23 protein-coding genes are annotated in these 24,938 nt (G+C 64.4%); 8 read left to right on the top strand and 15 right to left on the bottom strand.

The genetic code is table 11. The features are described from left to right. Positions 1-2: 2 nt before the first annotated feature. Entirely contained in the window at positions 3-4,022 is a 4,020-nt protein-coding gene (locus PTE30175_RS22435) for a hypothetical protein (RefSeq protein ID WP_150699290.1), read from the bottom strand. 344 nt (positions 4,023-4,366) lie between these two features. Then, a complete protein-coding gene (locus PTE30175_RS22430) occupies positions 4,367-5,620 on the bottom strand; it encodes a glycosyltransferase family 32 protein (RefSeq protein ID WP_150699289.1) in 1,254 nt (417 codons plus the stop codon). Between the two features lie 481 nt (positions 5,621-6,101). Here PTE30175_RS22430 and PTE30175_RS22425 point away from each other — a divergent pair, with 481 nt between their 5' ends. The 7 genes from PTE30175_RS22425 (at position 6,102) to PTE30175_RS22395 (ending at position 11,587) form a co-directional block, all read left to right on the top strand. Beyond that, positions 6,102-6,923 (top strand): winged helix-turn-helix domain-containing protein, encoded by an 822-nt coding sequence (locus PTE30175_RS22425; protein WP_150699288.1) that lies wholly within the window; start codon positions 6,102-6,104, stop codon positions 6,921-6,923. A gap of 116 nt (positions 6,924-7,039) precedes the next feature. Continuing rightward, positions 7,040-8,599 (top strand): glycoside hydrolase family 18 protein, encoded by a 1,560-nt coding sequence (locus tag PTE30175_RS22420; protein ID WP_150699287.1) that lies wholly within the window; start codon positions 7,040-7,042, stop codon positions 8,597-8,599. Between the two features lie 24 nt (positions 8,600-8,623). Beyond that, positions 8,624-8,818, top strand: coding sequence for a hypothetical protein (locus PTE30175_RS22415; RefSeq protein ID WP_150699286.1), 195 nt, complete (start codon positions 8,624-8,626; stop codon positions 8,816-8,818). 399 nt (positions 8,819-9,217) lie between these two features. Beyond that, on the top strand, positions 9,218-9,421 hold the full coding sequence (locus PTE30175_RS22410) for a hypothetical protein (protein WP_150699285.1): 204 nt from the start codon (positions 9,218-9,220) through the stop codon (positions 9,419-9,421). 168 nt (positions 9,422-9,589) lie between these two features. After that, on the top strand, positions 9,590-9,781 hold the full coding sequence (locus PTE30175_RS22405) for a hypothetical protein (RefSeq protein WP_420819667.1): 192 nt from the start codon (positions 9,590-9,592) through the stop codon (positions 9,779-9,781). Positions 9,782-10,089: 308 nt separating this feature from the next. Next, the gene (locus PTE30175_RS22400) at positions 10,090-10,398 is read left to right on the top strand and encodes a hypothetical protein (protein WP_150699284.1); all 309 of its coding nucleotides are present in this window, start codon (positions 10,090-10,092) and stop codon (positions 10,396-10,398) included. A gap of 232 nt (positions 10,399-10,630) precedes the next feature. Continuing rightward, positions 10,631-11,587, top strand: coding sequence for an AEC family transporter (locus PTE30175_RS22395; RefSeq protein ID WP_150699283.1), 957 nt, complete (start codon positions 10,631-10,633; stop codon positions 11,585-11,587). Between the two features lie 93 nt (positions 11,588-11,680). Here the strand turns inward: PTE30175_RS22395 and PTE30175_RS22390 are convergent, their stop codons facing one another. Further along, positions 11,681-12,790 (bottom strand): GGDEF domain-containing protein, encoded by a 1,110-nt coding sequence (locus PTE30175_RS22390; protein WP_224788928.1) that lies wholly within the window; start codon positions 12,788-12,790, stop codon positions 11,681-11,683. Positions 12,791-13,778: 988 nt separating this feature from the next. Here PTE30175_RS22390 and PTE30175_RS22385 point away from each other — a divergent pair. Next, positions 13,779-13,982 carry a cold-shock protein gene (locus PTE30175_RS22385; protein WP_150699282.1) on the top strand — a complete coding sequence of 68 codons (204 nt, stop codon included), beginning with the start codon at positions 13,779-13,781 and terminating at the stop codon, positions 13,980-13,982. Between the two features lie 150 nt (positions 13,983-14,132). Here the strand turns inward: PTE30175_RS22385 and PTE30175_RS22380 are convergent, their stop codons facing one another. The 12 genes from PTE30175_RS22380 to PTE30175_RS22325 form a co-directional block, all read right to left on the bottom strand. Further along, entirely contained in the window at positions 14,133-14,357 is a 225-nt protein-coding gene (locus tag PTE30175_RS22380) for a hypothetical protein (protein ID WP_150699281.1), read from the bottom strand. 129 nt (positions 14,358-14,486) lie between these two features. Continuing rightward, positions 14,487-15,188 (bottom strand): TetR family transcriptional regulator, encoded by a 702-nt coding sequence (locus PTE30175_RS29075; protein WP_191629182.1) that lies wholly within the window; start codon positions 15,186-15,188, stop codon positions 14,487-14,489. 15 nt (positions 15,189-15,203) lie between these two features. Continuing rightward, a complete protein-coding gene (locus tag PTE30175_RS22370) occupies positions 15,204-16,406 on the bottom strand; it encodes an acetyl-CoA C-acyltransferase (protein WP_150699280.1) in 1,203 nt (400 codons plus the stop codon). Between the two features lie 27 nt (positions 16,407-16,433). Next, the gene (locus PTE30175_RS22365) at positions 16,434-16,895 is read right to left on the bottom strand and encodes a MaoC family dehydratase (protein WP_150699279.1); all 462 of its coding nucleotides are present in this window, start codon (positions 16,893-16,895) and stop codon (positions 16,434-16,436) included. An 8-nt stretch (positions 16,896-16,903) separates the two neighbouring features. Next, the gene (locus PTE30175_RS22360; protein WP_150699278.1) at positions 16,904-17,689 is read right to left on the bottom strand and encodes an SDR family oxidoreductase; all 786 of its coding nucleotides are present in this window, start codon (positions 17,687-17,689) and stop codon (positions 16,904-16,906) included. 30 nt (positions 17,690-17,719) lie between these two features. Further along, entirely contained in the window at positions 17,720-18,595 is an 876-nt protein-coding gene (locus PTE30175_RS22355) for an SDR family oxidoreductase (RefSeq protein WP_150699277.1), read from the bottom strand. Between the two features lie 12 nt (positions 18,596-18,607). Next, complete coding sequence (locus PTE30175_RS22350; protein ID WP_150699276.1) at positions 18,608-19,762, bottom strand: acetyl-CoA C-acetyltransferase; 1,155 nt, start codon at positions 19,760-19,762, stop codon at positions 18,608-18,610. Positions 19,763-19,764: 2 nt separating this feature from the next. Continuing rightward, complete coding sequence (locus tag PTE30175_RS22345) at positions 19,765-20,859, bottom strand: acyl-CoA dehydrogenase family protein (protein ID WP_150699275.1); 1,095 nt, start codon at positions 20,857-20,859, stop codon at positions 19,765-19,767. A gap of 13 nt (positions 20,860-20,872) precedes the next feature. Further along, entirely contained in the window at positions 20,873-22,033 is a 1,161-nt protein-coding gene (locus tag PTE30175_RS22340) for an acyl-CoA dehydrogenase family protein (protein WP_150699274.1), read from the bottom strand. A 42-nt stretch (positions 22,034-22,075) separates the two neighbouring features. Continuing rightward, positions 22,076-22,831, bottom strand: a complete 756-nt coding sequence (locus PTE30175_RS22335) for an enoyl-CoA hydratase family protein (protein ID WP_150699273.1) — start codon at positions 22,829-22,831, stop codon at positions 22,076-22,078. A 37-nt stretch (positions 22,832-22,868) separates the two neighbouring features. Further along, on the bottom strand, positions 22,869-23,966 hold the full coding sequence (locus PTE30175_RS22330; protein ID WP_150699272.1) for an NAD(P)H-dependent flavin oxidoreductase: 1,098 nt from the start codon (positions 23,964-23,966) through the stop codon (positions 22,869-22,871). Further along, the gene (locus PTE30175_RS22325; protein WP_150699271.1) at positions 23,963-24,910 is read right to left on the bottom strand and encodes an enoyl-CoA hydratase; all 948 of its coding nucleotides are present in this window, start codon (positions 24,908-24,910) and stop codon (positions 23,963-23,965) included. Before PTE30175_RS22325 ends, PTE30175_RS22330 begins: the two co-directional genes overlap by 4 nt. Positions 24,911-24,938 lie beyond the last annotated feature (28 nt).

The raw sequence follows: 24,938 nt of genomic DNA, 5'->3' as shown, positions 1-24,938 counted from the left end.
TCTCACAGGCGCCGGTAACGATCCGACGCGCCTTGCAGGAAGTCGCCGATCAACCGTTCGTGCTCCGGATGCGGCATGTAAGCCAGGATCATGGTCACGTGCTCAAGGGTTGGCGCATGGTTCACGATCGCATCGAGCGACGCGCCGTTGACAGAGGGAAGCAGGCCTTCGAGGTGGATTCCGTCACCCGACAGATCGGCGTAAAGTCCATCGGCGTTGCCGGCGCCCAGCGTATCAAGTGTCTTGAGCTTCGCATGGGAGAATTCGTGAATCAGATCGGCTACCAAATCGTCGGTCGGTGTCAACACAAAGCAGTCTCGCCTCAGATAAATGATCGGCATCCCCAGGCGCTTGACCGGAATCGGAAACTCGAACGCGCCGGAAATGGCAAGCCCGGTTGTTGCGAGGTCGGCGACGCCCGGCGGTGGATTCCCCTCGAACGTAGCAAGCGCCACAGCATCCTCTCTTTGCTTACTGAATTCCGGGAAGCCATCGCGCAGGTCATGCAGCAGCACGCCAAGTGCCAAACGCAAGTCCGATTGCTTCAGTGCGTCGCCAGGCGCAAGCCGTGCGAGCAAGTCGTTGACTTGACTCTCGGTCGCCGGGTCGATCAGTGTCCGGCAAGCGTCGTCGAGAACGGTCTGCACGCGCGTGAAAGTGGCATCGAATTTCTGCCGCGTACCGGCATCGAAGTCCCGGACGTACGACAACCTCATATGGCCGTTTCCCGCGGTTGCCACAATCCCGCGAGGCTCAGCAGACCGTATTTCCCGAAACCGCTGATACAGCGCCACAGCGCGCTCATCGGCCCGCGTCACGAGAAATTTGCCCAGAGGTACAAAGGGCTTGTTCCACCCGTCCGGGATTTCAAAATCGTAGTGGCGGCCATCGGCTTCGATCATCCCCATGCATCGGTCATCCAACGTGGCATAGGTCCCATACGGCGAACTGATCACGAAATTGCGATGCATACCGCTTTCGGTAACGATCGGGAGCGCGACGTTGACGAGACGGCCGGAAGCGTCCAGCCTCGCATGCAGTTGGGGGGTCACGGCCAGCGGCCCGCTGGACGAGAGCGGAACATCCCGGGCCAACGCCGGGCCCTGGGGGATATCGCGCCGTAGCACCCTCCCGTCCCGCACGAAATACTCCCGCCTGACAGTCCCCTGATATGGCAATGGCTCGTTCACGACCACGCTGTCCATGCGCCCCGTGGAAGCAGCAATCATGGTAAATCCTGTACCGGGGCGGTACTGGTGGATCGGCAACCGGTTGGCGAGATGCTCGTCCCAAAGACGATAACGATATTCGGGGCCATTGCCGGCCAAGACACATGTGCCGCCGGACCGGCCGGCGCGCTTGCGCCGGCACAGGCGCGCGTCCGACGCATGCGTGGCGTCTTCCGGAATCGGCACTTCGGTCAATTCGCGAGTGCCGGGCACCTTCGCTTCGTACATGAGGGCTCTGCCGTAGGGCCGCCCACTGGCGGGATTGGCAGGATAGACCCTTTGCCCGTCGCGCCAGACGACGACGTCCCGATACCCGCCGACATCGGCGAGCGCAAGCCTTCGGCCATCAACATCAATCGTGTGGCTGTTCATCCTGGCAATGTTCGCGCCCGGCCGCACGCGCCAAAGACCCGCCTGCGCCTCGAAGATTTCCCGGTAGCGGTGACGGCGTTCCAACACGTCGAGCAGCGGCTTGAGTGACCGCTTTCCCGCCAGCGCCTGCCTCATTGCCGCGATGCCGGAATTGAGCAGGCGAGACGCGTCGTGGGCCAGTTGAAAACCGGGATCGAACATCAACACGGATTCGCGCAAGAAGGACTTCGATTGCCGGCCGACCTGCGTCAGCGCATCCATCAAGCCCGACAGCTCGGATGCCCCGGCAGCGGCCCCGCCTTGCGCGGCGAGCCGCGCCGCGAGCGACTTCCATTCGGCCCCGCCCACGGTCGCAGCCAGGCGCGTGCCCGCTTCAGCCAACGTCACACCAGCATGCCCGAGCGCGATGCCCGCACGCGCCACCGGGATCACGCTGAGACCGTCAAGCAGGCATTCGGGCGTCGCCCAGGGCGATGCCGCTTCCACGTCTTTTTCGCAGCCAACGAACGGGATCAGCCGCAGGAGGAAGTCGTGCCATGTTTGCCGGCGCCGTTCTTCGTCGGTCTCGTGGCGCGCCGTCTCGCGAAAGCTCTCCAATGCCGTGCCCAGAAATTGCACCACCGCTTCCACGGCATTCGCATGGCGGCCCAAGTCATGCACGGGCTCCGCGACATCGGAAGGATAAGCGGCAAGCCGCCTCTCAATATCGCCCATCGATAACGCTTCATTCGCTTGAAAGAACGCTTTGACATCGGCGCGCACCAGTTTCGCGACGTCGCCGTCGAAGCGCGCAAGAATGAAGTTGCCGTGGGTTATCCAATAATGACGCGTTGCAAAGCGACCGTATTCTTTCGCCGTGATATCGATGATGATGCCGGTTTCCGACGAAGAGACCCGCACGCACCGAGGCGATACGCCCAGCGCCATCCCACCGCAGCGCCATGTGTACCTGATCATGATCGGGCGCCGGATCTTCCACGCACCGCAATGCCAGAAATGCGCGTCTGTGGCATCCATCATGTCGATCTGGTCGCGAATCAGCGGAACGATATGCGAACGCATCAGGTTTTTCACGGCTTCGCCGAACTCCGCGTCGAACCGCTTGTTCAGATCATCTGGCGAGGCGACCTTGTTCGCCATTTGCTGGCGCAACCATCCGTCCATGCCACGAACGTCCGAAAGACAATTCGCCATGGCGATATCAATCAGACGATACACGCCTTCGCGGCCCATGCAATGAAAACCCATGTGCTTGAGACGCCGCGAATGCCGATGTCCGACCTCAATCGGGCGATCCGCCCAGATGTGTGCGGCCTCCATCACGCGCCGGTAGATATCCGCGCGCGTTGGAAGGCCGGCTTCGAGCGATGCAAGCGCGCCTATCCTGCCGAATTCGAGATGCGTTTCCTCGATGAAATGCGTGAGCGCTTCATGGAAGGTCGTTTCGGTGACCGGGTCGGCATTGCGCAGATCGATGGTGCCCTGGGCATGCGCCGACAACAGGATCGCGGGCAGATGGGCCGCGTAGAACGCATCACTTGCCGCTGTTTCGTTCGCTTGCGGAAGTGCGGCGGCCGCCAAGGTGATCAGGGCGTCGGGCGGCGTGCGCCAGGCATGCGTTCCCACCATATCCGCCCCCATACGCAGCAACAGCCATCGCAGGTTCCCAAATCGAATGGCAGGCGATAAATCGTGCCTTGCCAGCGTCGGCTCGAACAGCGCCATCAGGCAGTCGTAGACCCATGCCCGGGCGCCGCCCAACACGCGGCGTTCTTCCAGCGAAAACACCGCGCCCGCCACGCCCTTTTCCAACGCCTGAAAGGTCATGGCGGTGCGCGCCGGGGACTGGCACTGCACTGGCGAAGGCCTGAGGATGCCGTGCGACAAGTCGAGAAGGTGATGCCTGAGCCGGCGGACGGCTTTTGCGCCGTGGCCGTACACGTCGCTCGGGTCGAGCAGTACCAGAAACAGCCGGTTGAACAGCATTAGCCGGAACTCCGGATCGACTTCAACGCCCGCCGGGAAGCGAAATCCGAGCGCGCCCTGCAACCGTGTCATCAGACCGGCGAAACCTTCCTGGTCGAACCTTTCAGGCGCGTTGGGCGCCTGCATGCCGCCGGACGTCGGACCAAGGCACGCATGAAGGGCGCGCAGCCGATGCGCCGGTGTCGGGCTCTCGTGTCGCAGCGCTCCGCATTCATGCAGGTAATCGGTAATGCCCGGCAGGGCGGCGCCAATATCGAGGTATTCCAGCCAGTCAGCCGAAGCTTGTGCGAAAGGTGCTGCCGGTAGCGAGGGCCCCGCTGCCGGTGCGGCGTCGTCCGCCGTCGGACCGGCAGCGCCATCCGCTGGCTCCTCGACGCCGCTGACGAGCGTCGTCAACAACAGCACGCCGGTCATCGCGCCGACGAGGGAACTCAACTTCAGCGCGGGTGCGGTCCGTCCCCGCCGGCCGCACGAGCGCCACGAATCTCCGCCGGGGATACGAAGATCGTCCCACAACGGCCCCCCGTTTGTGGCCGCGCGGGCACGCTGGTTATGCGCACCGCGAAAATCATGCGGCGCGAACCGGCCCACCCGGCGCCGGTGATCAACAATCGAGACGCGGGCCCCGAGGTTGACGTAGCTGTTCCGCTTCGACGAATTGGCTCTCACTTGCAGTCCTCGAAGGTCTACGAAGAAAACGGCGTGGACGCGACTCGTCAATCCGCGCCACTAAAGTGCGATCACGGTATGCCGCGTCGAATTCCCGAATTGCCTCGCACTCACACAGGTGGGCGCGTTTCCGGCCTCGTGCGGGCCTGGCCGGGCGTCACCTCACGGCGCATGTTTGCGGACACGTGCGCCTGAAGCACGCCGTCGAATGGAAAGTAGTACTGCATGGCGTCGGCAAAACGTGCCTTCCAGGACTCCGACAGGACGATGCCGTCCTCTGCCGCCTCGTAAAGATCGAGGATGATACGCAGCGTGGCGCGCGCCTCGCACACAGCGTTCGTCACCATCCGTGGTCCGGAGATTGCCGACAGATGCTCTTGGTAGACGGGTGTCACATCGCCCGGCGATTCTGCCAGCGCTTGGGAGATATTGGGGTGATATCCGAGATTGCGCCAATTCTGGAAGCTGGATTCGATGACCCTGCCGACGGTCGGATTGCCGGGCAGCGACGCCATGCAGCCGACGTCCATATCGGCGTGTTGGCCGGCGCGAAATGGGTCCACCATGCGGCTGAAGAAAACATCGCCCTGCGCCATTCGTTCGGGCAGCGTCACCCCGCCCGGGCGCAACGGATCCGTAATATCGAGAAGAATGCCGCCGTGGCGAAGCAGCAGCGGGTACCGGAGAACGTCGTACTGCACGAAGCGCGGCGCCCACCGCTTCGCCTCCAGAAACTGGTGCCAGCCTTGGCCGCTGACGAACGCCTTGAACCACTGTGACCGTCGCACACAGCGCACGACGACGTCCGGCGCCTCCTCGCGGATCCTGCGAGCGATCGCGGTGAAGTTCTCCTTCTCGCACAGCACGTGAAAGCACAGCGCATAGGACGGCGAAGACTGCCGAAGTTGACAGGCATTGTGACGCAACCGCTCCACCACGCCGTCGGGCACCGTCTCATCAATCCATAGCTGGTGGACGACGCGCGGGATGGCACGGCGCACTTCGTCCGGCGGCACAACGGGCGCCTGAATTGCGTGGTGGTAGCCGAGCGCCGTTAGCAGGTCGCACTGCGCGTCCAACGACAGCCGTTCCTGCCTCGCGGGCGGGCACCGCGCATGCCACATTCCCTGCGCGTCCGCATGAAAATACTGAAGCGCCTGACGGCTTGCAGCAAACCATGCGCCATATTCAAGATCGAATCGGACCTTGATGCGTCGCGCATTGAAGTCGATCGCGAACGTCCTTAGGCCCACGCCGTCGCTGTGGCAACCGACATGCCTGATCGATGCAGCGCGCGTGGCGGGAGAGTCCGGCACCGATGCGATCGGCGTCTGTTGTCGCGCGCATGCGAGCGCGGCGCCCATCTCGCCCGGCGTCGTGGCCGAGCGGCCGCCATGCGGGGCCGGCATATCTTCGCGGGACGGCTGGCCGATTGATGACGGCAGGTTGGACGACGGAAGCGTTGCGGATGGCCCGGCATGATGCATGACAGCGTTCTCCGGCGGCGAACGGGTTCGTGCCAGCGTGGCGCGAACGTTGAGATACGCTTGAGCATAGCGCGCGGCCAGCGACGCGCTTTCGTGTCAGGACATGCCATTGGCGACTTCCGGCCCGATATCAGGCGCGCGCGCATGCACGAGCCATCCCGGAAGCATGACGCCGGTAATGGGGCTGATTTTTCGAAGCAAAAATTAGCCCCGTTGGCAGCCTCGCGACGTGTGTCAGAAGGTCAGCGGCCACGGCGCGTCAACGCGACAAAGGACGACATCGCGCACCTTGCAGCTTGTGACAGGCGCTGGCGCGTGGCTAGGCTGGCCATCCCAACCAGCTGCGAGGAGACCTATCATGCAAGCGCCGCCGTTCACGCTCGACGAAACGACTCTTCTGGTCAAGCGACAGGGTGTCGAAGTTCGCCTGTCCGCACAGGAAACCGTGCTGCTCACGATATTCCGCAATCATCCCGGCGCCGCATTGCGAAAACACGACCTGATGACCCAAGTCTGGGGCCGCAAGGCGGAGTGGATGGACGACGCCGCCCTCGTGCAACTGGTGTCGCGCCTGCGCCGCTCGCTGGCCCCGCTCGGACTCGCCCGCGCCATCGTGACCGTCGCGCGCATCGGCTATCGCTACGTGCCGCCGGCGCAAGCGGACGAACCCCCGCACAACGCGCCGCGCGACACAGCGGCCCACGCCGCGATCGCCCATTGCGTCGCGCGCGAAGGCTATGGTGAAGTCCGCTGCGGGGCCGTCACGGTCCGCGTGCCACAACTCGAATACCGGCTGCTGCGCCAACTGCTTGCCCAGCCGCACGCCGTACATGACAAACGTACACTGATCACATTGCTATGGCCTGAGCGCCCGGGTCAGGACGACACGAATCTGATGCAGGTCGTCTCGCGCTTACGGCGAAAACTGATCCCGCTCGGCCTGCACCGCCAGATCGTTACCGTGCCGCGCGTGGGCTACCGCTTCCAGGGTGCGCCGCACGCGCCAGCCGCACTCCACTCCCCGAAAACCGGCAGCGCCGGCCGGCGCGCCACGATCCGCCGGCGCGCCGCCGCTGTCCTGTTGGTCACGTGCGCCATGTCGGTTGCGCTCGCCGCCGCAATGACGCCGGACATATTCGTCATCCTGGCTGCCTTTGTCATGGACCTCACGCGCACTTGACTCACCATTTGCACTGGTCACCGGCCGTCCCACCCCCGACGCTGCAAATGCCGATGGCGCCCTGCGTATCCCAAAGCGCCTCCACGGCATTTCCATCCACGTTTCGAGAGGACATCATGACGAAAACGCCACAATCTGAAGCGCAGGCCCCCGATGCAGCCAGCCAACTCGTGTACCCGGCCGATCCGGCCGACGGCGCGACCGAGGCCACCTACGCACGCAACGCCTTCGCGCCGGATACCGCGACGTCGCAACTATCGTATACGTCTGCACGCGTCGCGCGCCGCCTGTACAACCGTTACACGGCGCCGGCCGGTAACGCCTGCCAGGTCTCCGGCTACTACACCGATTGGTCGCAGTATGACGGCCGGCTCGACGGCAACACTGATAATAGCGCCGCCGGCCGGGGCGTCGACCTGATGCTGCTCGATCCGTACGCGTACGACCGGCTCGCGATCGGCTTCGCCGGCATCGTCGGCGACCAGGGCGAGAAAGCGCAAACGATCGCGCGCGCCGCTGCCGACTTCGGGCGCACCCCCGATCAGGCGACGTTCGCCGACAGCTGGGGCGACGTGCTCAGCTACCGCAACTGCGGCTTCGACGGCTGGGTCTCCAACGACGTGGTGCCGATGTTCCAGCAGTCCCGCGCGCAAGGCGTGCTCGGCGGCTTGCGCCAACTGCAAGCGCAGAATCCGTCGCTCAAGCTTGCCATCTCAATCGGTGGATGGACCATGAGCCAGGCCTTTCACGGCCTCGCGGCGAGCCCGGCGCGGCGCGCCGTATTCTGCCGCAGCGTGGTCGATCTGTTCGAGCGCTTCCCGATGTTCTCCGAAGTCGATCTCGATTGGGAATATCCCGGCGCGCCCGGCAATACCGGCAACGACTACGACGACCAGGACGGCGCGAATTTCGCCGCCCTCATTACGGCGTTGACGCAGGCATTGCGCGCGGCGGGACGCGAGGACGTGACGATTTCTGTTGCCGCGTCGGCCAATGTGAACGATCTCCGGCAGGCCAATCTGCCGGGATTGATTTCGGCCGGTGTCACCGGGATCCATTTGATGACCTACGATTTCTTCGGCACGCCATGGGCCCCTGCGCTGGCCCATCACACTAACCTGCACGACGTGGATCCCGCTGCGGCGTCGGGATTCAGCGTCGACCGCGCGGTCGACTACCTGCGCCAGACCGGCGTGCCGCTCGAACAGGTGCATATCGGCTATGCCGCGTACAGCCGCAACGCGCAGAACGCCAACGTAACGCAATTCTCGCCGCTGGCGGGAACGTATGCGCCGGATGGTGATGTCGCCACCGGCACGTTCGAGTCCGGCACAACGGAGTGGTACGACACAATCTACAACTACCTCGACCTCGAAAACCAGTGCGGGCGCAACGGATTCACGCTCTATACGGACCCGGTTGCCGACGCCGATTTCCTCTACAACGCGGCAACGGGCCTGTTCATGTCCCTCGACACCCCTCGCACGGTGAAAGCCAAAGGCGAGTATGTCCGCAAGAACGGGCTCGGCGGCCTGTTCACCTGGACGATTGACATGGACAACGGGGTGCTCGTCAATGCCGCGCGAGAGGGGCTCGGCCATGCGCTCACGCAGACCGCGGTCGACATGACGCCGTTCTATGTGGCGGGCAACCAGGGCCCGGACGCCGGCGAGTAACCGGCAGCGGCCAAAGGAGACACGATGCACTATCTTTTCGAACGACTGCGCGAGCCGTCCACCTGGGCCGCGCTGAGCGGCGCGGCGTTGGCCATCGGCGCGCAGCCGGACCTCATCCATGAAATCGCACAGGCCGGCGTCGCGCTGGCCTCCATGATCGCCATGGCCCTGCCCGAACGGGCCGACGCGCGGTGGCACGACGCGGCCGGACAACCCTGACGCCACCGCGCCCGGTTTCGCCGGGGCACGCCTCGCCAAGGCGTGTCCTGGCGGCCACTTCCCGGTAAAACCGCGCCACCCTGACAGGGCCGCATTTCACCGCAAGCATTCCTGCAAATTTCGTCTAAAGCTTCTTCATCGGACGGCCGTTATGTGCTTATGCGCCCGAATCGCAAGCGCTTGGCCATACCTGTCGGGCGCCTCGCATGCGGATTTCATCGCCTTATTTTGATCGGCAAGCGAACCTGTAACATTCGGCAGCTATCATGCGCGACGTGCTTGACCATCGCGCGTCTCAAGGCCAGCCGATGCAGCACCCGCAGTCGTGGGACCGGCGCCAGACCGGCCCGCTTGACATTCGACCAGATAAACAGATTGACCGCATTCTCCGGGGGCCTTATGAAGCTGATCCTGCTTGCGCTTGCCGCATCTTTGTTGACGGTCGTCTTGATGGTGCAGGCTCGTGGCGAGCCGGGCGATGCGGACATGCCCGCTGCACGCGCATCGACCCCGGCGAGCGTCGTGGAACGCCCCGCCAGCCGCACGGAAAAATCCATCTGGAACACGCGGCGCAAGATGCATGCCGTTCGTCAGGAAAACTGATCGCATCGCGCCAAGTGTTTGGGAACGATCCGATGGCGTAGCCCTAAAAACGGCCGCCAAGCCGCACGCGTAGGCTACCCGGCGTTGCTGCGCCGCACCAAATTTGGGCATCGTCTTAAGCGTCTCTAGTCTTTATACTGGAGAAGCGATACAGGCGAGGAGACAAGAATGATGCCCACCATTCACTTCAATCTTTACGACCTGACCTTGTTCCTGCCGATGGCGGTGGCGGGTGCCCTGCTTGTCGGCGGCATCCCGGTAACGACACGGGCGACGCGCTACAGCCTGCGGGCGATCGGCGCGGTCATCGGCGCGTTGGTGGCGCTGCTGGTCGTCGAAGCGCTACCGATACTCGTGTAGCGCCGCACACGCCTCCGCGCATGGGGCGACGCTGCCGTTGCCCTGCCCCCTTTTGTTTCGTCGAGTCCCGAGACGTCGTTCGACGGCGTCCGGTCATGGCGCGCTGTCATCGCAGGTTCATGCGCAACGCCTAGTCTTCCTCTGGCAACCACGGTTGCGCTGTTACCCTCTCTGTTGCGCCGCCGACACCGTTCGGCGGTCTTTTTTTGGGCATACGAATTTTGTCGGGCTGGCGCATCACGACGGCGACGGCCGCCAACCTTTCGCCTACAATCTAGCGATACCTTTCTCCCAAACCGGAGGCCGGCATGTCCGACGCGCTGTCACGCGCCTTCGCAGTGGTCGTCAACCGTTACCGCTCACCGCGCAACTACACGGTGACCGTCGAACGTGCCGGCGAAATGGTCGCCAAGAATGTAGGCCTGTTCTCCGACGGCTTCGCTGGCGAGGCCCATCTGCTGGTCGGTCTGTTCGATAACGAAGCCGATGCCTGGGCGCTCGCGCACAAACTCCAGCGCACCCGAACCACCATGCTCGCGCTGCTGCGCACGCCTGCCGCCATGGGCGCTTCGTCATCACAGCTCGCGCCGCCCGCGCTGGACCCCAGCGATTCCTGAACCGAGCGGCGTTCGCGTGCGCCGCGTATCACGTCAGTCAAAAGAACTGTTTCCCAATTCCCGTGTGACGTCATAGAATTCGGAATTCCGTATTCAAGATTCAAGATTCCAAGGATCGATGACGTTCCCCAGCCTGCCGCCGAGTACGGCCCGCCGCGTCGCCCGCCGTCAACGGCTGGCCCGTTTGGCCGGGCAACGCGAGCCCGATATCAGCGTGAACAGGCCCTAAGCCATGCACGCCGTACAAGCCGTCGTCTCCGCCGCCCTGCCGGTCTTCGGGTTGATTCTCGTTGGTTATTTCTGCACACGCCGTCAATGGCTCGGTCCGGCGGCCATGGACAGCCTCAACCGGTTCGTCGTCTATCTTGCCCTGCCCGCGGTCCTGTTCCAGTCGATGGCGCAGACGACATGGTCGCAACTCGTCAATCCGGGATTTCTCGGCGCGTTCGGCGGCGGCATGGCCGCGACTTTCCTGCTTTCCTTCGTGCTCGATCGCGCGGTGCGAGGCCGCCTGACCGACGCGAGCATCGAAGGCATGGGCGCCGCTTACCCCAACGCGGGATTCATGGGGCTACCGCTGTGTCTTGTTGCCTTCGGGCCGGACAGCGTGCCGGCTGTCGTCGTGGCAATGTTGCTCACGGCAACGGTCCTCTTTGCGATTTCCATCGCCATCATCGAGACGGATCAGCAAACTTCGCCAAACGTGAAGCAGACCGTCGGCAAGGTCACCCGTGCGCTCGTGCGCAACCCGCTCGTCGTATCGCCATTCGCCGGGATGGCGCTGGCCGCCGCACACGTATCCCTGCCGCAACCGGTCCTGCACTTCACGCAACTGCTCGGGGGGGCCGCCAGCCCCTGTGCCCTGATCGCCATCGGCATGTTTCTCGCGCAAAGCGCCGGTGCCGCGAAAGCGCCGCGTATTGCGAAATCCGTTGGCCGGCTGGTCGGTCTGAAGTTGATTTTTCAACCGGCGATCACCGCATGGCTCGCATTCCGCGTGTTCGACCTGCCCGCCTTGTGGTCGCACAGCGCGCTGCTGCTGGCCGCCCTGCCGATCGGCACGGGCCCGTTCATGCTCGCGCAGCTCTACGAACGCGAGGCCGCCGTCGCCTCCCGTGCCATCCTGCTCTCGACGATCGGCTCAGTCGTCACTGTCTCCCTTCTCATCGCCTGGTTCAGCACGCATTGAACGCCGCGTGACATCGTGTTACCGCATGAAAATTCCGCGCGTTACGTAACACGCCACGTAACACGCGCGGCATCGACGTCCGGCGGCCCCCGTTCAGAGCCTGTCTTCCAGCGGCAACGTCATGCGCAACGCCGCTTGTGGCGTCACCACAACGCGATCGCGCCCACTCCGTTTCGCTTGATAGAGCGCCCGGTCCGCAGCACCGAGCAATCGTCCCGGCAAGTCGTCAAGATCGCCGCAGTCGCGGGGATCGACGCCCGCCAGACCGATCGAAATGGTCAGCGGCACCCGCAAGCCGGCATCGTCAAGGACATTGAGCCGTGCCACCGCGCGCCGGACACGCTCCGCGACGGTCGTCGCCCAGCCCTCTTCCGTTTGCACCAGCAGCGCAGCAAATTCCTCGCCGCCATAACGCGCCAGCGTATCCGTGACGCGCAGTTGCTGCCGCATGCAGACGCTGGCCGCACGCAAAGCGCGATCGCCCGTAGCATGGCCGTGCGTGTCGTTGACGCGTTTGAAATGATCGATGTCGATCAGCAGGCAAACAAGCGGCGCGCCATAACGCTTGCCGCGTACGACCTCCTCGCGCAGTCGCTGGTCGAAGTAGCGGCGGTTCGACAACCCGGTCAGCGGGTCCGTAAGACCGATGCGCTTGAGCCGCTCCCGGTTCCACATGTTTTCCAGGCAGACCGCCGCGACAGCACCGAAGCGCTCGAGAAAATCGGTCGCCATGTCTGGCGCGAAGCGCTTGCCATCGCGGCTGCCCAGCGCCAGCACGCCGAGCCAGCGACCATTGCGCGCAAGCGGCATCACCACCGCGCTGGCCGGCGGACGCCCGCCGAACAAGGCAGCGTGCCTTTCACGCGGCGTACCGATCCAGAGCTTGCCGTCGCCGCGAACCGCCTCGAACGTGCCCGCATCCTCGGCGATGCAGAGGCCCCCGCCAAGCGCGCGGCTCCCGTCCGCCGAGTCGAGCAGATCGCGCAGCGTATCGTCCACTTCGGCGAGCATCAGCCGGACACCCGCCAAATCGAAGTCGAAACGCAGACGATTCAGCACAACCTCGAGGAACTGGCCGAAATCTGGCGCGCCGATAAGTGCCAGCTCCATGTCCTGGAAGCGTTTGAGCGCGCGCTCGTTGCGCTGCACGGTCGCCAGCAGCGTTTGTAGTCCGTCTAGCGTCGGTGCTTGGTGGGTGGCCACGATGGGTTCTCGGCTGAGATGAGCGCTTGCCGTTGGCTAGTAATATCGGCAAGGGCGATCGAATTTTAAGGCCAATTATGAAAATACTGAAAAAAACCGTCACGGCCTTGCCCCCCACGCCCCCGCCATGAGCCGGTCTATGCGGGAATTTCCTTCCCCCCTCTCTGACAAGGGGTCCAATCGTTCAACGCGAACGTCGTGTACTCCGGCAAGGATTGCGGGAGCACGCCGGCACGAACAGTACTCGCGTGGCGTGCCCGCGCAGCGCCTGGTGAATCTGTGCGTCGGCGTGAGCAGGATATTCAAAGTTTGCCTTGCGCGGGCGGCTCATCAACATCAAACGTTTCATTCCGCTTTCCTCGCTGCCCTTTTTTGGCGCGTTGTCATTCTTGTTTCATCGGCAGCCCATTCCTGTGAGCAAAACCGGTGGATAAAAAAGTCTACCGGGTTTTGTGCGGCGAGTCAGTCGAAAGGATGGAAGGCCATTCATCCGCTCAGCGAATGCAAAGCTTGATACTCATGGCGCGGCGGCGTGGCAAATCGGGGTAAACACCGATGCTCGCTGGAAAGTCATACCGCAACGCACAATAGCGATGAGAAACCGGGCGGCACGGGTGGGAATTGCCCCCTGTCTGCGATACCGGAATCGGGCTGGCCGGCCGGTTGCATCGGGCTCCTGCCATTTTCCGGCATCCCGGTTGCAGCGGTTGGACGATTCGCCGACCGGACGGCCGGATATGGCAATGTGTTGCGGCGACGCAGCGATTCATGCCCGGGAACTGGCGTAGATCAATGATCCGTGGGTTTTCTCCCTTGACACCATGTGCCCTTTCCCGTAAAAAAACGCTTGCATGCACGTTTTATGGCGAGTCACGTGTTCATTGATTTGTCGCGCCGCGTCACCTCGGTTGTCCCATTGATCAGCTTGGATGTCATGCGCCCTTGAGCTTCTCGCTCGCTCATTTGAAAAACTTTAAGGATTTACGAAATGGCAACTGGTACCGTCAAGTGGTTTAACGACGCTAAAGGTTTCGGCTTCATCACTCCGGACGAAGGCGGCGAAGACCTCTTCGCACACTTCTCCGAGATCCAGTCGAAGGGCTTCAAGTCCCTGCAAGAAAACCAGAAGGTCACGTTTGACGTGAAGATGGGACCGAAGGGCCGTCAGGCCAGCAACATCCAGCCGGTGTAAGCTTCACCCAACACGCGACGCTGTACCTGAGCGTCGTGACGGCGGTTCTCCGCCGCACGGCGCGAGGGCGGATCTGCCAGGCTCAGGGCCCGGGTCCGTTTGAAAGCCCCGCTTCACGCGGGGCTTTTCCGTTGAATGACCCGTCGGGGGTCAGCGGGATTCGAGGCAGCGCATGGCGGCCATCATCATGTGGCCGCGGTCGGGCACGCAACGGTCGCCGCAGGTGGCGCTGTCGGCGACGTTCGACGCGAAATAGCGCATGACGGGCGAATCGTCCCCGTCATCGTGCGTACTCTTGATCACGGCAGCGCCGAGCACGGCAATGATGCCGGCAAAGGTCCCAATCCGCAAAGCGGAACGCAGCATAGTCTTCATGATTGTCTCCTTCCACAGCCAGCGCTCGTGGATGCCGCGCCGCGTACTGCGCGAATGTCCCGATACGTTTTTTGGTCAGGCTAGCGGGAGTGCGTTGCACCCGCATGGTCCAATTGGACTAGAGAAAATTCAGGCCGCCGGCGGCACGGCGTTCCCGGCCCCCGGGGTCTGGTAAACCATGGGGCGGGAAGCCGACAGACAGGCCGCCGCAACGGCCGTGACGGCACCCGGCACCGGATCGCGGGCGTATGGCGCCACGACCGCGAGCGCGCCGGCGGACAGCGCACTGGCTTGCCCGCCCAGATCGAATCCCGGTTCGAACAACCAGTTTTCGATGACCCCGAAACAGAAGGCCTCGAATGCGATAGCCGCCATCGGCACATGCGACGAAGGGACGCAAGCGCGTGCGAGGCACGCACTGGCAAATTCACGAAGACGGCCGGACAGCGCCCGGCGTTGCGCACGGACGATATCGGCGCCATGCGCTTCACCCCATTTGAACAGCGGGGCTGCAACGTGGCGTAACTCGGGGTCGCTCGCGACGCGCTCAAACAACGTCCGGGCCGCCTGGCGCAGCATCTCGAGGGGTGCGGCCGAGGCGTCGCCCGCGAAGATCGCCTCGAACGCGTGGACAGCGGACGCGCACACGGCCGCCATCAGCTCGCGCTTGTTGGCGAAATGTCCGTAGACCGCGCCACGAGTGACGCCGGCCGCGACGGCGATGTCGTCGAGCGTCGCGCCCGTGTAGCCCGTCGCGCAGAACACGGTCCGGGCGGCGCACAGAATTCGCTCGCGCGTGCGCGCCGCCTCGGCATGAGTTCGGCGAGCCATGACGTCCGGGGTGCGTTACAGGACTTCGAAGAGTCCGGCAGCGCCCATGCCGCCGCCAATGCACATGCTGACGACCACATACTTGACGCCACGGCGGCGCCCTTCGAGCAGGGCATGACCGACCATGCGCGCGCCCGACATGCCGAACGGGTGTCCGATCGAGATCGCGCCGCCGTTGACGTTCAGCCGATCGTCCGGGATGCCGAGCTGATCGCGCGAGTAGATCACCTGGCAAGCGAAGGCTTCATTGATTTCCCACAGCCCGATGTCGCTCACTGACAGGCCATGGCGCTTCAACAGCTTCGGAATCGCGACGACCGGACCGATGCCCATTTCCTCCGGCTTGCAACCGCCAACGGCCAACCCGCGGTAAGCGCCCAGCGGACGCAAGCCGCGCCGCTTGGCTTCGTTGGCCGACATCAGCACGGATGCCGACGCGCCGTCCGACAACTGCGAGGCGTTGCCGGCCGTGATGAAGCGGCCTTCCCTGGCCCACTCACCCGTCTTCCAGACCGGCTTGAGCGAGGACAGGCTCTCGAGTGTGGTGTCAGGACGGTTGCCTTCGTCGCGCGCGAGCGTGACTGTTTCGTTGCCCGTGACGTTGCCCTCTTTGTCGAACAGTTGCTTGCTCGTCGTGAGCGGGACGATTTCATCGTCGAACAGGCCTGCAGCTTGCGCAGCGGCGGTGCGCTGCTGACTGCGCAGCGAGTATTCGTCCTGCGCCGCGCGCGGGATTGCGTAACGCGTCGAGACCACTTCCGCCGTCTCGATCATCTGGATGTACGCCGCCGGTTGCGCCGCGATTGCCGCTTGCGACTGGGCGCGATAGGCATTCTTGTGCTTGTTCTGCACCAACGAGATGGACTCCAGCCCCCCTGCGACGGCAACGTCATACTCGCCGGTCACGATCCCCTTCGCGGCTGTCGCGATCGCCAGGAGCCCCGACGCGCACATGCGGTCGATGGCCATGCCGCCGACCGTGTCAGGCAAGCCTGCCGTGTACGCGCACAAACGGCCCAGGTTGTAGCCCTGCGTGCCCTGCTGCGCGGCGATGCCGAGGATGACGTCGTCGACGTCGCCTCCGGCCACGCCGGCTTTTTCCAGCGCGGCACGAATCACGTGGCCGCCGAGCACCGGTGCTTCGGTGTCGTTGAATGCGCCGCGATAGGCGCGTCCGATCGGTGTACGTGCGGTCGATACGATGACGGCATCCTGCATGCTGAACTCCCTGGAGGTATTACAAACTCATTCGTTGAAAAAGAGACGGCTGATCGTGTCGACGACACAGCCGGGACGTTCCTCGCCCTCGACCTGCATCGTGACACGCACGGTCGCCTGCACGCCGCCGCCGACTTCCTGCACGGCGAGTACGAGACCATGACCGCGCACCCGCGCGCCGACTTTCACCGGCGCGGGGAAGCGGACCTTGTCGACGCCGTAGTTCACGCCCATCTTCAGGTTGTCGTAACGCGCCAGCGCCGGCAGGAAGTAGTTCGCCAGCGACATCGTCAGATAGCCGTGGGCGATCGTCGTGCCGAAGGGGCCGTCCTTGGCGCGTACCGGATCGACATGGATCCATTGGTGGTCCCCCGTCGCTTCCGCGAACAGGTCGATGCGGCGCTGGTCGATCGTCAGCCACTCGGTGACGCCGAGATCGGCGCCCACGGCGGCGAGCACATCAGCGGCCCTTGCAAACGTGGTCGGCATGGCGGCCCTCACGCGTGCTGCGAACTGACGGACACGACTTCGCCCGTCATGTACGACGAGTAGTCGCTGGCCAGGAACACCATGACGTTTGCGACTTCCCAAGGCTCCGCGCCGCGCCCGAACGCTTCGCGGCTGGCAAGCTGATCCAGCAATTCCTCGGAAGCGGATTTCTTCAGGAATGCATGAATCGCAATGGACGGCGCAACGGCATTGATTCGTACGCCGAACTCGGCGGCCTCCATTGCGGCACACCGGGTGAACGCCATCACGCCCGCCTTGGCGGCGGCGTAATGCGCCTGGTCGACCTGCGCGCGCCAGCCGAGCACGGAGGCATTGTTGACGATCACGCCGCGCCCGCGCGGCTGCATCGAACGCAATGCGGCGCGGGTCATGCGGAACGTGCCGGTCAGCGTAATGTCGAGCACGCGCTGCCATTCGTCGTCGCTCATGTCGACCACCCGGCAGCTCGTGCCAAGACCGGCATTGTTGACGAGCACGTCGATGCCGTCCATCTGTTGTTCGGCCTGGCTGACGAGCGCCTGTACCTGGTCTTCCTTGCTGACGTCGCACAGCTGGCCGTAGACGGCCTCGAGACCGGTGGCGGTGCGAATCGCGGCGACGGCTTCGTTCAGACGGCGTTCATGCACGTCGGAGATGAACAGCGCGCGGCAGCCTTCCTCGGCAGCGCGTTGTGCCACGGAAAAGCCGATGCCGGCGCCGGCGGCAGCCGTCACCAGCACCGACTTGCCGCGCAGCAGGCCATGCGCCGGGACGTAATCGGGAGCAGCTTTCATGATTGAGACCTTCCTTCGGATGAGCGGCGATCAGGCGCCGTAGACCTTCTGCGGCGGCACCGCTTCGGCGATGAGTTTGTCGACCACCGGCGTCAGCTCGGCAGGGCTCCAGCGGGCGCCCTTGTCCACGGTCCTGCCGGTGCGCCAGCCGTCGGCCACTGACAATTCCCCGCCCTTCGCTTCGAAACAGCGCCCCGTGACATGGCGCGACGCGGTGCTGCCGAGCCACACCACGATCGACGCGACATTCATCGGGTCCCAGGCGTCGAAACCGTTTTCCGGCTTCTTCACCATGTCGGGCATGGCGCTCTCCGTCATCGACGTACGCGCGGCGGGCGCCAGGCAGTTGACGGTAATGCCGTAGCGCCCAAGTTCGGCCGCCTGCACCAGCGTCAGCGCGGCGATACCGCCCTTGGCAGCCACGTAGTTGGACTGGCCGACCGAACCCTGCAAGCCTGCGCCCGAGCTGGTGTTGATGATGCGCGCGTCGACGGCGTTGCCCGCCTTGGCCGCATCGCGCCAGCGTTTCGCGAGCAGATTCGCGAGGCAGAAATGCCCTTTCAGATGCACTCGCATGACCTGATCCCAGTCGTCTTCCGACAAGGACAGGAACATGCGGTCGCGCAGAATGCCGGCGTTGTTGACCAGCACGTGCACTTCGCCGAACTCGGCCACGGCCGCATCGATGATCGACTGCGCGCCGGCCATGGTCGTGATGTCGCCGCTGTTGGCGAGCGCCCGGCCGCCGGCTTCGCGAATCTCGCCGGCCACGGCATCTGCCGCTTCCAGGCGGACGTCGTTGACGACTACGTTCGCACCTTCGGACGCGTAGGCCAGCGCATACGCGCGGCCGAGACCGCCGCCGGCGCCGGTAATGATGACAGTACGATTCTCGCAAAGACTCATGATCAAATTCCCTTACAACCGTTCGATGATGGTGACGTTCGCCTGCCCGCCGCCCTCGCACATCGTCTGCAGCCCATAGCGGCCGCCGCGGCGTTCGAGCTCGTGCAGCAGCGTCGTCATCAGCTTTGCGCCCGAGGCCCCCAACGGGTGACCCAGCGCGATGGCGCCGCCGTTGACGTTGGTGCGCTCGTGCGGATAGCCCGTTTCCTTCAGCCACGCCATCACGACCGACGCAAACGCCTCGTTGATCTCGACCAGATCGATGTCGTCGAGCGACATGCCGGCACGCTTGAGGGCATGCTGCGTTGCCGGGATCGGCGCGGTCAGGTGCCAGATGGGATCGTCGGCACGCACCGACAAATGATGGATACGCGCGCGGGGCGTCAGGTTGTAGCGCTTGAGCGCCGTTTCCGAGACGATCAGCAGTGCCGCCGACGCATCGCACGTTGAACTCGACACCGCCGCCGTGATCGACGGATACGCCGGATCGACCGGCTCGAGCGTCGCCATTTTTTCCAGCGTGCTTTCGCGCGCGGTCTCGTCCATTGCGAGACGTCCTTCGACCGGCACGACTTCGCGATCGAAAACGCCTTCGCGAATCGCCGTCAGCGCGCGGCGATGACTCTCCAGCGCGAACGCTTCCATCGCTTCGCGCGTCGCCCCCCAGTGATCGGCGATGCGCTGCGCTGCGTAGAACTGATTGACCGGCGCGTCGCCGAAGCGCTTCTGCCACCCTTCGCTTTCGGCAAACGGAGTCGTGAAGCCAAGCGCTTGCCCCGCCAGCATCGCCGATGAAATCGGAATGCTCGACATGGTCTGCACGCCGCCGGCGAGGATTACGTCCTGCGTGCCGCTCATGACCGCCTGCGCAGCGAAATGAATCGCCTGCTGCGACGAGCCGCACTGGCGGTCGACGGTGGTGCCGGGCACGCACATCGGCATGCCCGCCGCCAGCCATGCGGTGCGCGCGATGTCGCCCGCCAGCGCGCCGATGGTATCGACGCACCCGAAGATCACATCGTCATAATCCTCCGCCGGCACGCCGTTGCGCTCGACGATGGCCTTGATGACGTGGGCGCCCAGATCCGCGCCGTGCATGGTGGCGAGCGCGCCGCGGCGCTTGCCGGTCGGCGAACGCAGTGCGTCGACGATATAAGCCTGAGCCATGATCAGCGGCCCTCCTGGGTGTTGCGGGGCGAGTCGACCGGCCCCAACGGGCCGAGCGGCGCATCGGCGCCGAACAGGCTGTCGCCCATCCGCGATTTGTGGAATGCGCGATCGCCCCAGGCGGCGTCGAGTACCCATGCGCGCTTGGCGAACATCTGCAAATCGACTTCCCACGTGTAGCCCATCGCGCCGTGCACCTGAATGCCCTTGCGCGCGGCCGTCCATGCAGCGTCGGCGCACACCAGCTTGGCGTGCGAGACCAGCAACGCACGTTGCGGTTCGTTGTGCGCGATCGCGTAGGCCGCGCGGTACAGCACCGGCTTGGCGAATTCGATTTTCGTGACCACGTCGGCCAGATGATGCTTGACCGCCTGGAACGCGCCGATCGGGCGGCCAAACTGTTTGCGCTGGGCGACGTAATCTACGGACAGGTCGAGCATGCGCTGCGCCAGTCCGACGAGCTGCCCGCTCACATTGATCGCGCCGCGATCGAGCGCTTCGTCCCACAGGCGCTGCCCGGCAGCGGCATCGGCCACCCGCGTCGCGGCGCCCGGCGTCCAGCGGACCTCGGCCAGCCGGCGCGAACCGTCGATGCTCCCTTGCGGCACGACGTCCACCGCAGCGCGCGGTACCGCGTGCAGTTCGGTGCCGCCCTTGACCACGTTCGGCAACAGCAGGAGATCGGCCAGATGCGCGTCCGCGATCAGCGGATTGACGGGATGCCCGACGGCGATGCGACAGCTGCCGTCGGCCACGCGCGGCAGCCATTCGACACGCACTGCGTGTTCCGCCGGCAAACCGGCGAGCATGCCGGCGCCGACATAGGCAGTATCGGCCAGCGAATCGGGAATGGCGTAATAACCCAGTTCCTGTGTCATCAGCACCCAAGCGACGTCGCCCTGCCCCAGCCCGCCCTCGTCCTCGGAGACGGACAACGCGGTCAGTCCCTGTTCTGCGATTTTATTGCGCAGGTTCGGGGAGCGGCCGCCGTCCGTCTCCCAAATCTCGCGCAGCATTTCCGGCGCGGCTTCCGTCATCAGGAAGCGGCTGATCGAATCGCGGAACGCCGTCTGATCGTCAGTAAAAGTAAAGTCCATGAACGGTCTCCGCTTAGCCCTTCGGCAAGCCCAGCATGCGCTCGGCGATGATGTTGCGTTGAATTTCGTTCGTGCCGGCATAGATCGGCCCGGCCTGTGCGAACAGGAAGCCTTCAAGCCAGTCGCCATCGGCGACGGCGCGGCCGCCCACCCACTCGCCCTGCGGGCCGAGGATGCGCATGGCGGTCTCGTGCATTTCGAGATCGAGCTCCGACCAGAAGATCTTGTTGGTGCTCGACTCCGCGCCGATCTTGGCGCCGCGATGCAGGCGTCCGACCGTGTGATAGGCCGACAGGCGGTACGCCTGGGCGCCCATCCAGGCGCGTTGCACCGCTTCACGAATCGACGGATCGCGATCCGCCGTGGCGCGATTGGCCTGATACAACTCGACCAGCTTTTGCGCCGTGCGCTCGTAGCGCGCCGGCGAGCGCAGCAGCAAGCCCCGCTCGAAACCGGCCGTCGCCATCGCCACGTGCCAACCCTGGCCCTGCTCACCCAGACGGTTCTCGACCGGCACGCGCACGTCGTCGAAGAAGACCTCGGCAAACGCCTGCTTGCCGTTGAGCGCCGTGATCGGGCGAATCGTGATGCCCGGCGAATCGAGCGGCACGAGCAGATACGTCAATCCGTGATGGCGCTGCGAATCGGGTTCGCTGCGGAACAGGCCGAAGAGCCAGTTGGCGAACAGTGCACGCGTCGACCAGGTCTTCTGGCCGTTGAGCACGTAGTGATCGCCCTGGCGGACCGCCCGGCTGCTGATCGCCGCCATGTCCGACCCGGCATTCGGCTCCGACCAGCCCTGCGCCCACATGTCGTCGCAGCGCGCCATGCGCGGCAGGAAGCGCGCCTTCTGTTCGGGCGTGCCGAACTCCATCAGCGTCGGCCCCAACAGCAGAATGCCATTCTGATTGACACGCATCGGCGCATCGGCGGCCCAGTATTCCTCTTCGAAGATGAGCCATTCGATCAGGTCGCTGCCGCGCCCGCCAAGGGACTTCGGCCATGTGACGCTGCTCCAGCCCGCATCGGCGAGCACCGCTTCCCATGCGCGATGCTGCTCGAACCCTTCGCGCGTGTCGTAACTGCCAAAGGGCTCCTTCGGCACGTTTGCCGCCAGCCACTGGCGAACTTCCTCGCGGAAGGCCTGTTGTTCGGGTGTGTAATTCAGGTTCATCGGGCGCCTCCCACGCTTACCGTTGCTTCTGAACTGCGACTTTCAAAACTTTGCGTCGCGCTTCTCGACGAACGCATCACGCGTTTCGGCGGAATCGGGACTCATGTAGGCCTGCAGTGTGAATCCCTGCTCCCACCGGTATTTGTCTTCAAGGTTGCCGTCTTCGACGCCGTTGAGCGCTTCCTTGGCGATACGAATCATGGCGGGACTCTTGGCCGCAATCTTCGCAGCGATCGCCAGCGCCGTCTCGCGCAACTCGGCACGCGGCACCACCCGTTCGATCGCACGCGCTTCGAGCGCTGCCTGCGCGCCGATCATTTCGCCCGTGAAGAAGAGATAACGGGTCTTCTGCACGCCGAACATGCGTTGCAGATGGGCCGCACCGCCCATTGCGCCACGGTCGACTTCGGGCAGGCCGAACTGGGCGTCATCGGCCGCGATGACGATGTCAGCCGCACCGCAGATGCCGATGCCGCCGCCGAGCACGAAACCGTGCACGGCCGCGATGACCGGCACGGTATTGCGATGCACTGCCTTGAACGTGGCGTAATTGCCCGCATTGACCGAGATGATCAACCCTTGATCGGCGGCCAGTTCCTTGATATCCACGCCGGCGCAGAACCCGCGGCCCTCCGCACGAATCACGATGACGCGCACTTCCGGCCGCTTGCCGGTAGCATCGATCGCGGCGGCCAGGCCGTGCCAGCCTGCGGCATTGAGCGCATTGACGGGCGGACGGTCGAGCACGATCTCCGCGACGCCGTTGTCATGAATCTGAATCTGAAATTGTTCTGCCATGTGAAATCCTGAAATGTCTGTTCGTGCCTGGGGCGGGTCAGCCTTGCACCTGCCACTCGGCCAGGCGCGCCGCCGCTTGCGCGACGATCCCGTCGATCACTTCCTCGCACGACTGGAGCCGGTCGATGATGGCCGCGACCTGCCCGGCCGACATCACGCCGTCGGCGGGTTCGCCGTCGATCATGGCGCGCTGCAGCAGCATCGGCGCATTGGCGGCCATGACCGTCTGCGCCACCGTCGACGAATCCTCGCGCAAGGCCTGCCACAGCACCTTCACCGCATGACTTGTCGTCATGCCGGTCTGCTGCTTCCACGCCAGCGCCGAGCGCAGCGCAATCATCACGCGACGCGCGGGCGACGCCTTGGCGAGGCGATCCAGATATTCGTTGTCGATCATCCGTTGCGGCATGCCGTCAATGAGATGCGATACGCGAATCCGGTCCGTCTCCTTGACGGCAACGTAGCGTGCCAGCGTCTGCGGCGGAATGCGGTTGTCGGTCGTCATCAGGAAACGGGTGCCCATGGCGATGCCTTGCGCGCCGAACGCGAGCGCCGCCAGCAAGCCGCGCCCGTCGTAAAATCCGCCTGCCGCGACGACCGGCACATCGACCGAATCGACCACCTGCGGCAGCAACACCGTTGTCGGCACGGAACCGGTATGACCGCCCCCCTCGCCGCCTTGCACGGTAATCACGTTCGCGCCCAGTTCAATCGCCTTCTGCGCGTGCTTGAGCGCGCCGACCGTCGGCATGCAGACGATGCCCGCATCGCGCAACCGGCCGATGGTCTTCTTGTCCGGGCCGCGGCCGTAGCTCACCGCGCGAATTTTGTGGCGCACGGCAAGATCGAGCAGTTGTTGCGCATTCGGCTGGAACATGTGGAAATTCAGCCCGAACGGCTTGTCGTCTGTCAGCTTCCGGACGTTCTCGATCTCGGCCTCGATCTTGTCGGCGGCGATCGTCGCGCCCGCGAGAAAGCCGAAGCCGCCGGCATTGCAAGTTGCCGCCACGAGTTCGCTGCCGGCGACCCACCCCATCGCCGTCTGGATGATCGGGTAACGGCAGCCGAGCAGTTCGGTCAGCGGCGTTCGCAATGCCGCGGGCGTCACCGGAAATTTTTCGGCGCGGGCGTTCATTTCGCCTCGCTTTCGGCCGCTGCCGCGCCGTTTGCCGCCGAGGCGCCGGACTTGTTGGCCGATGCCATCGAACGCGCGTCATGGCCGCCAAGGTGGCCGTTGCCGAGCAGCTGGCCATGCGCATGCGCAAGGTGGTGATAGCCGTAAGCCATGTCCATCGTCGTGCGCAGCCCCTGGAGTTCTTCGACGCCGTTGATGACCTGCTTCGTCAGCGCCAGGCCCAGGCGCGGTTGCTGGGCGATGCGCTCGGCCATGGCGTAGACTTCGCCCTCGAGCGCGTCGCGCGACACGATGCGATTGACCATGCCCATCTGGTACGCCCGGGCCGCCGGCATCCGTTCGCCCAGGAACAGGAATTCCTTCGCAATGCGCGGATTCAGTTCATGCGCATGTGCGAAGTACTCGACGCCCGGAATGCCCATGCGCACGACCGGGTCCTGGAAGAACGCGTCGTCCGAGGCCACGATCAGATCGCACACCCAGGCGAGCATCAGGCCGCCGGCCACGCATGCGCCCTGCACCATCGCGATCGTCGGCTTCGGAATCGCGTGCCAGCGGCGGCACATCCCGAGATACACCTCCTGCTCACGCGCATAGTTGAACTCCGCGCCCGGCTTGTTGGTGTGGTCATACCAGAGATGCGCGCGATCGAACGACTTGTTGACATCGCGGCCCGGCGTGCCGATGTCGTGGCCCGCCGAGAAGTGCTTGCCCGCACCGCGCAGCACGATCACGCGCACGGCGTCATCGTCGACGGCGCGCGCGAACGCGGCGTCGAGCGCGTACGTCATCTGCGAGTTCTGCGCGTTGTTGAACGACGGCCGGTTCATCGTCAGCGTGGCGATGCCGTTGCTGACTTCATAGAGGACCGGCGTTTCGGTTTCGTACGAAGCGTCGTCGGGACGGTCGACGAAAGCGTCGTCGGGGCGTGTATTTGTATTCATGACTGGCTCGTACGGTCTCGGTATTGCG

It is taken from the genome of Pandoraea terrae, assembly GCF_902459695.1.
Lineage (GTDB): Bacteria > Pseudomonadota > Gammaproteobacteria > Burkholderiales > Burkholderiaceae > Pandoraea > Pandoraea terrae.
Note: the sequence above shows the minus strand (reverse complement) of the source record. Positions and strands in the feature narration are given on the sequence as shown.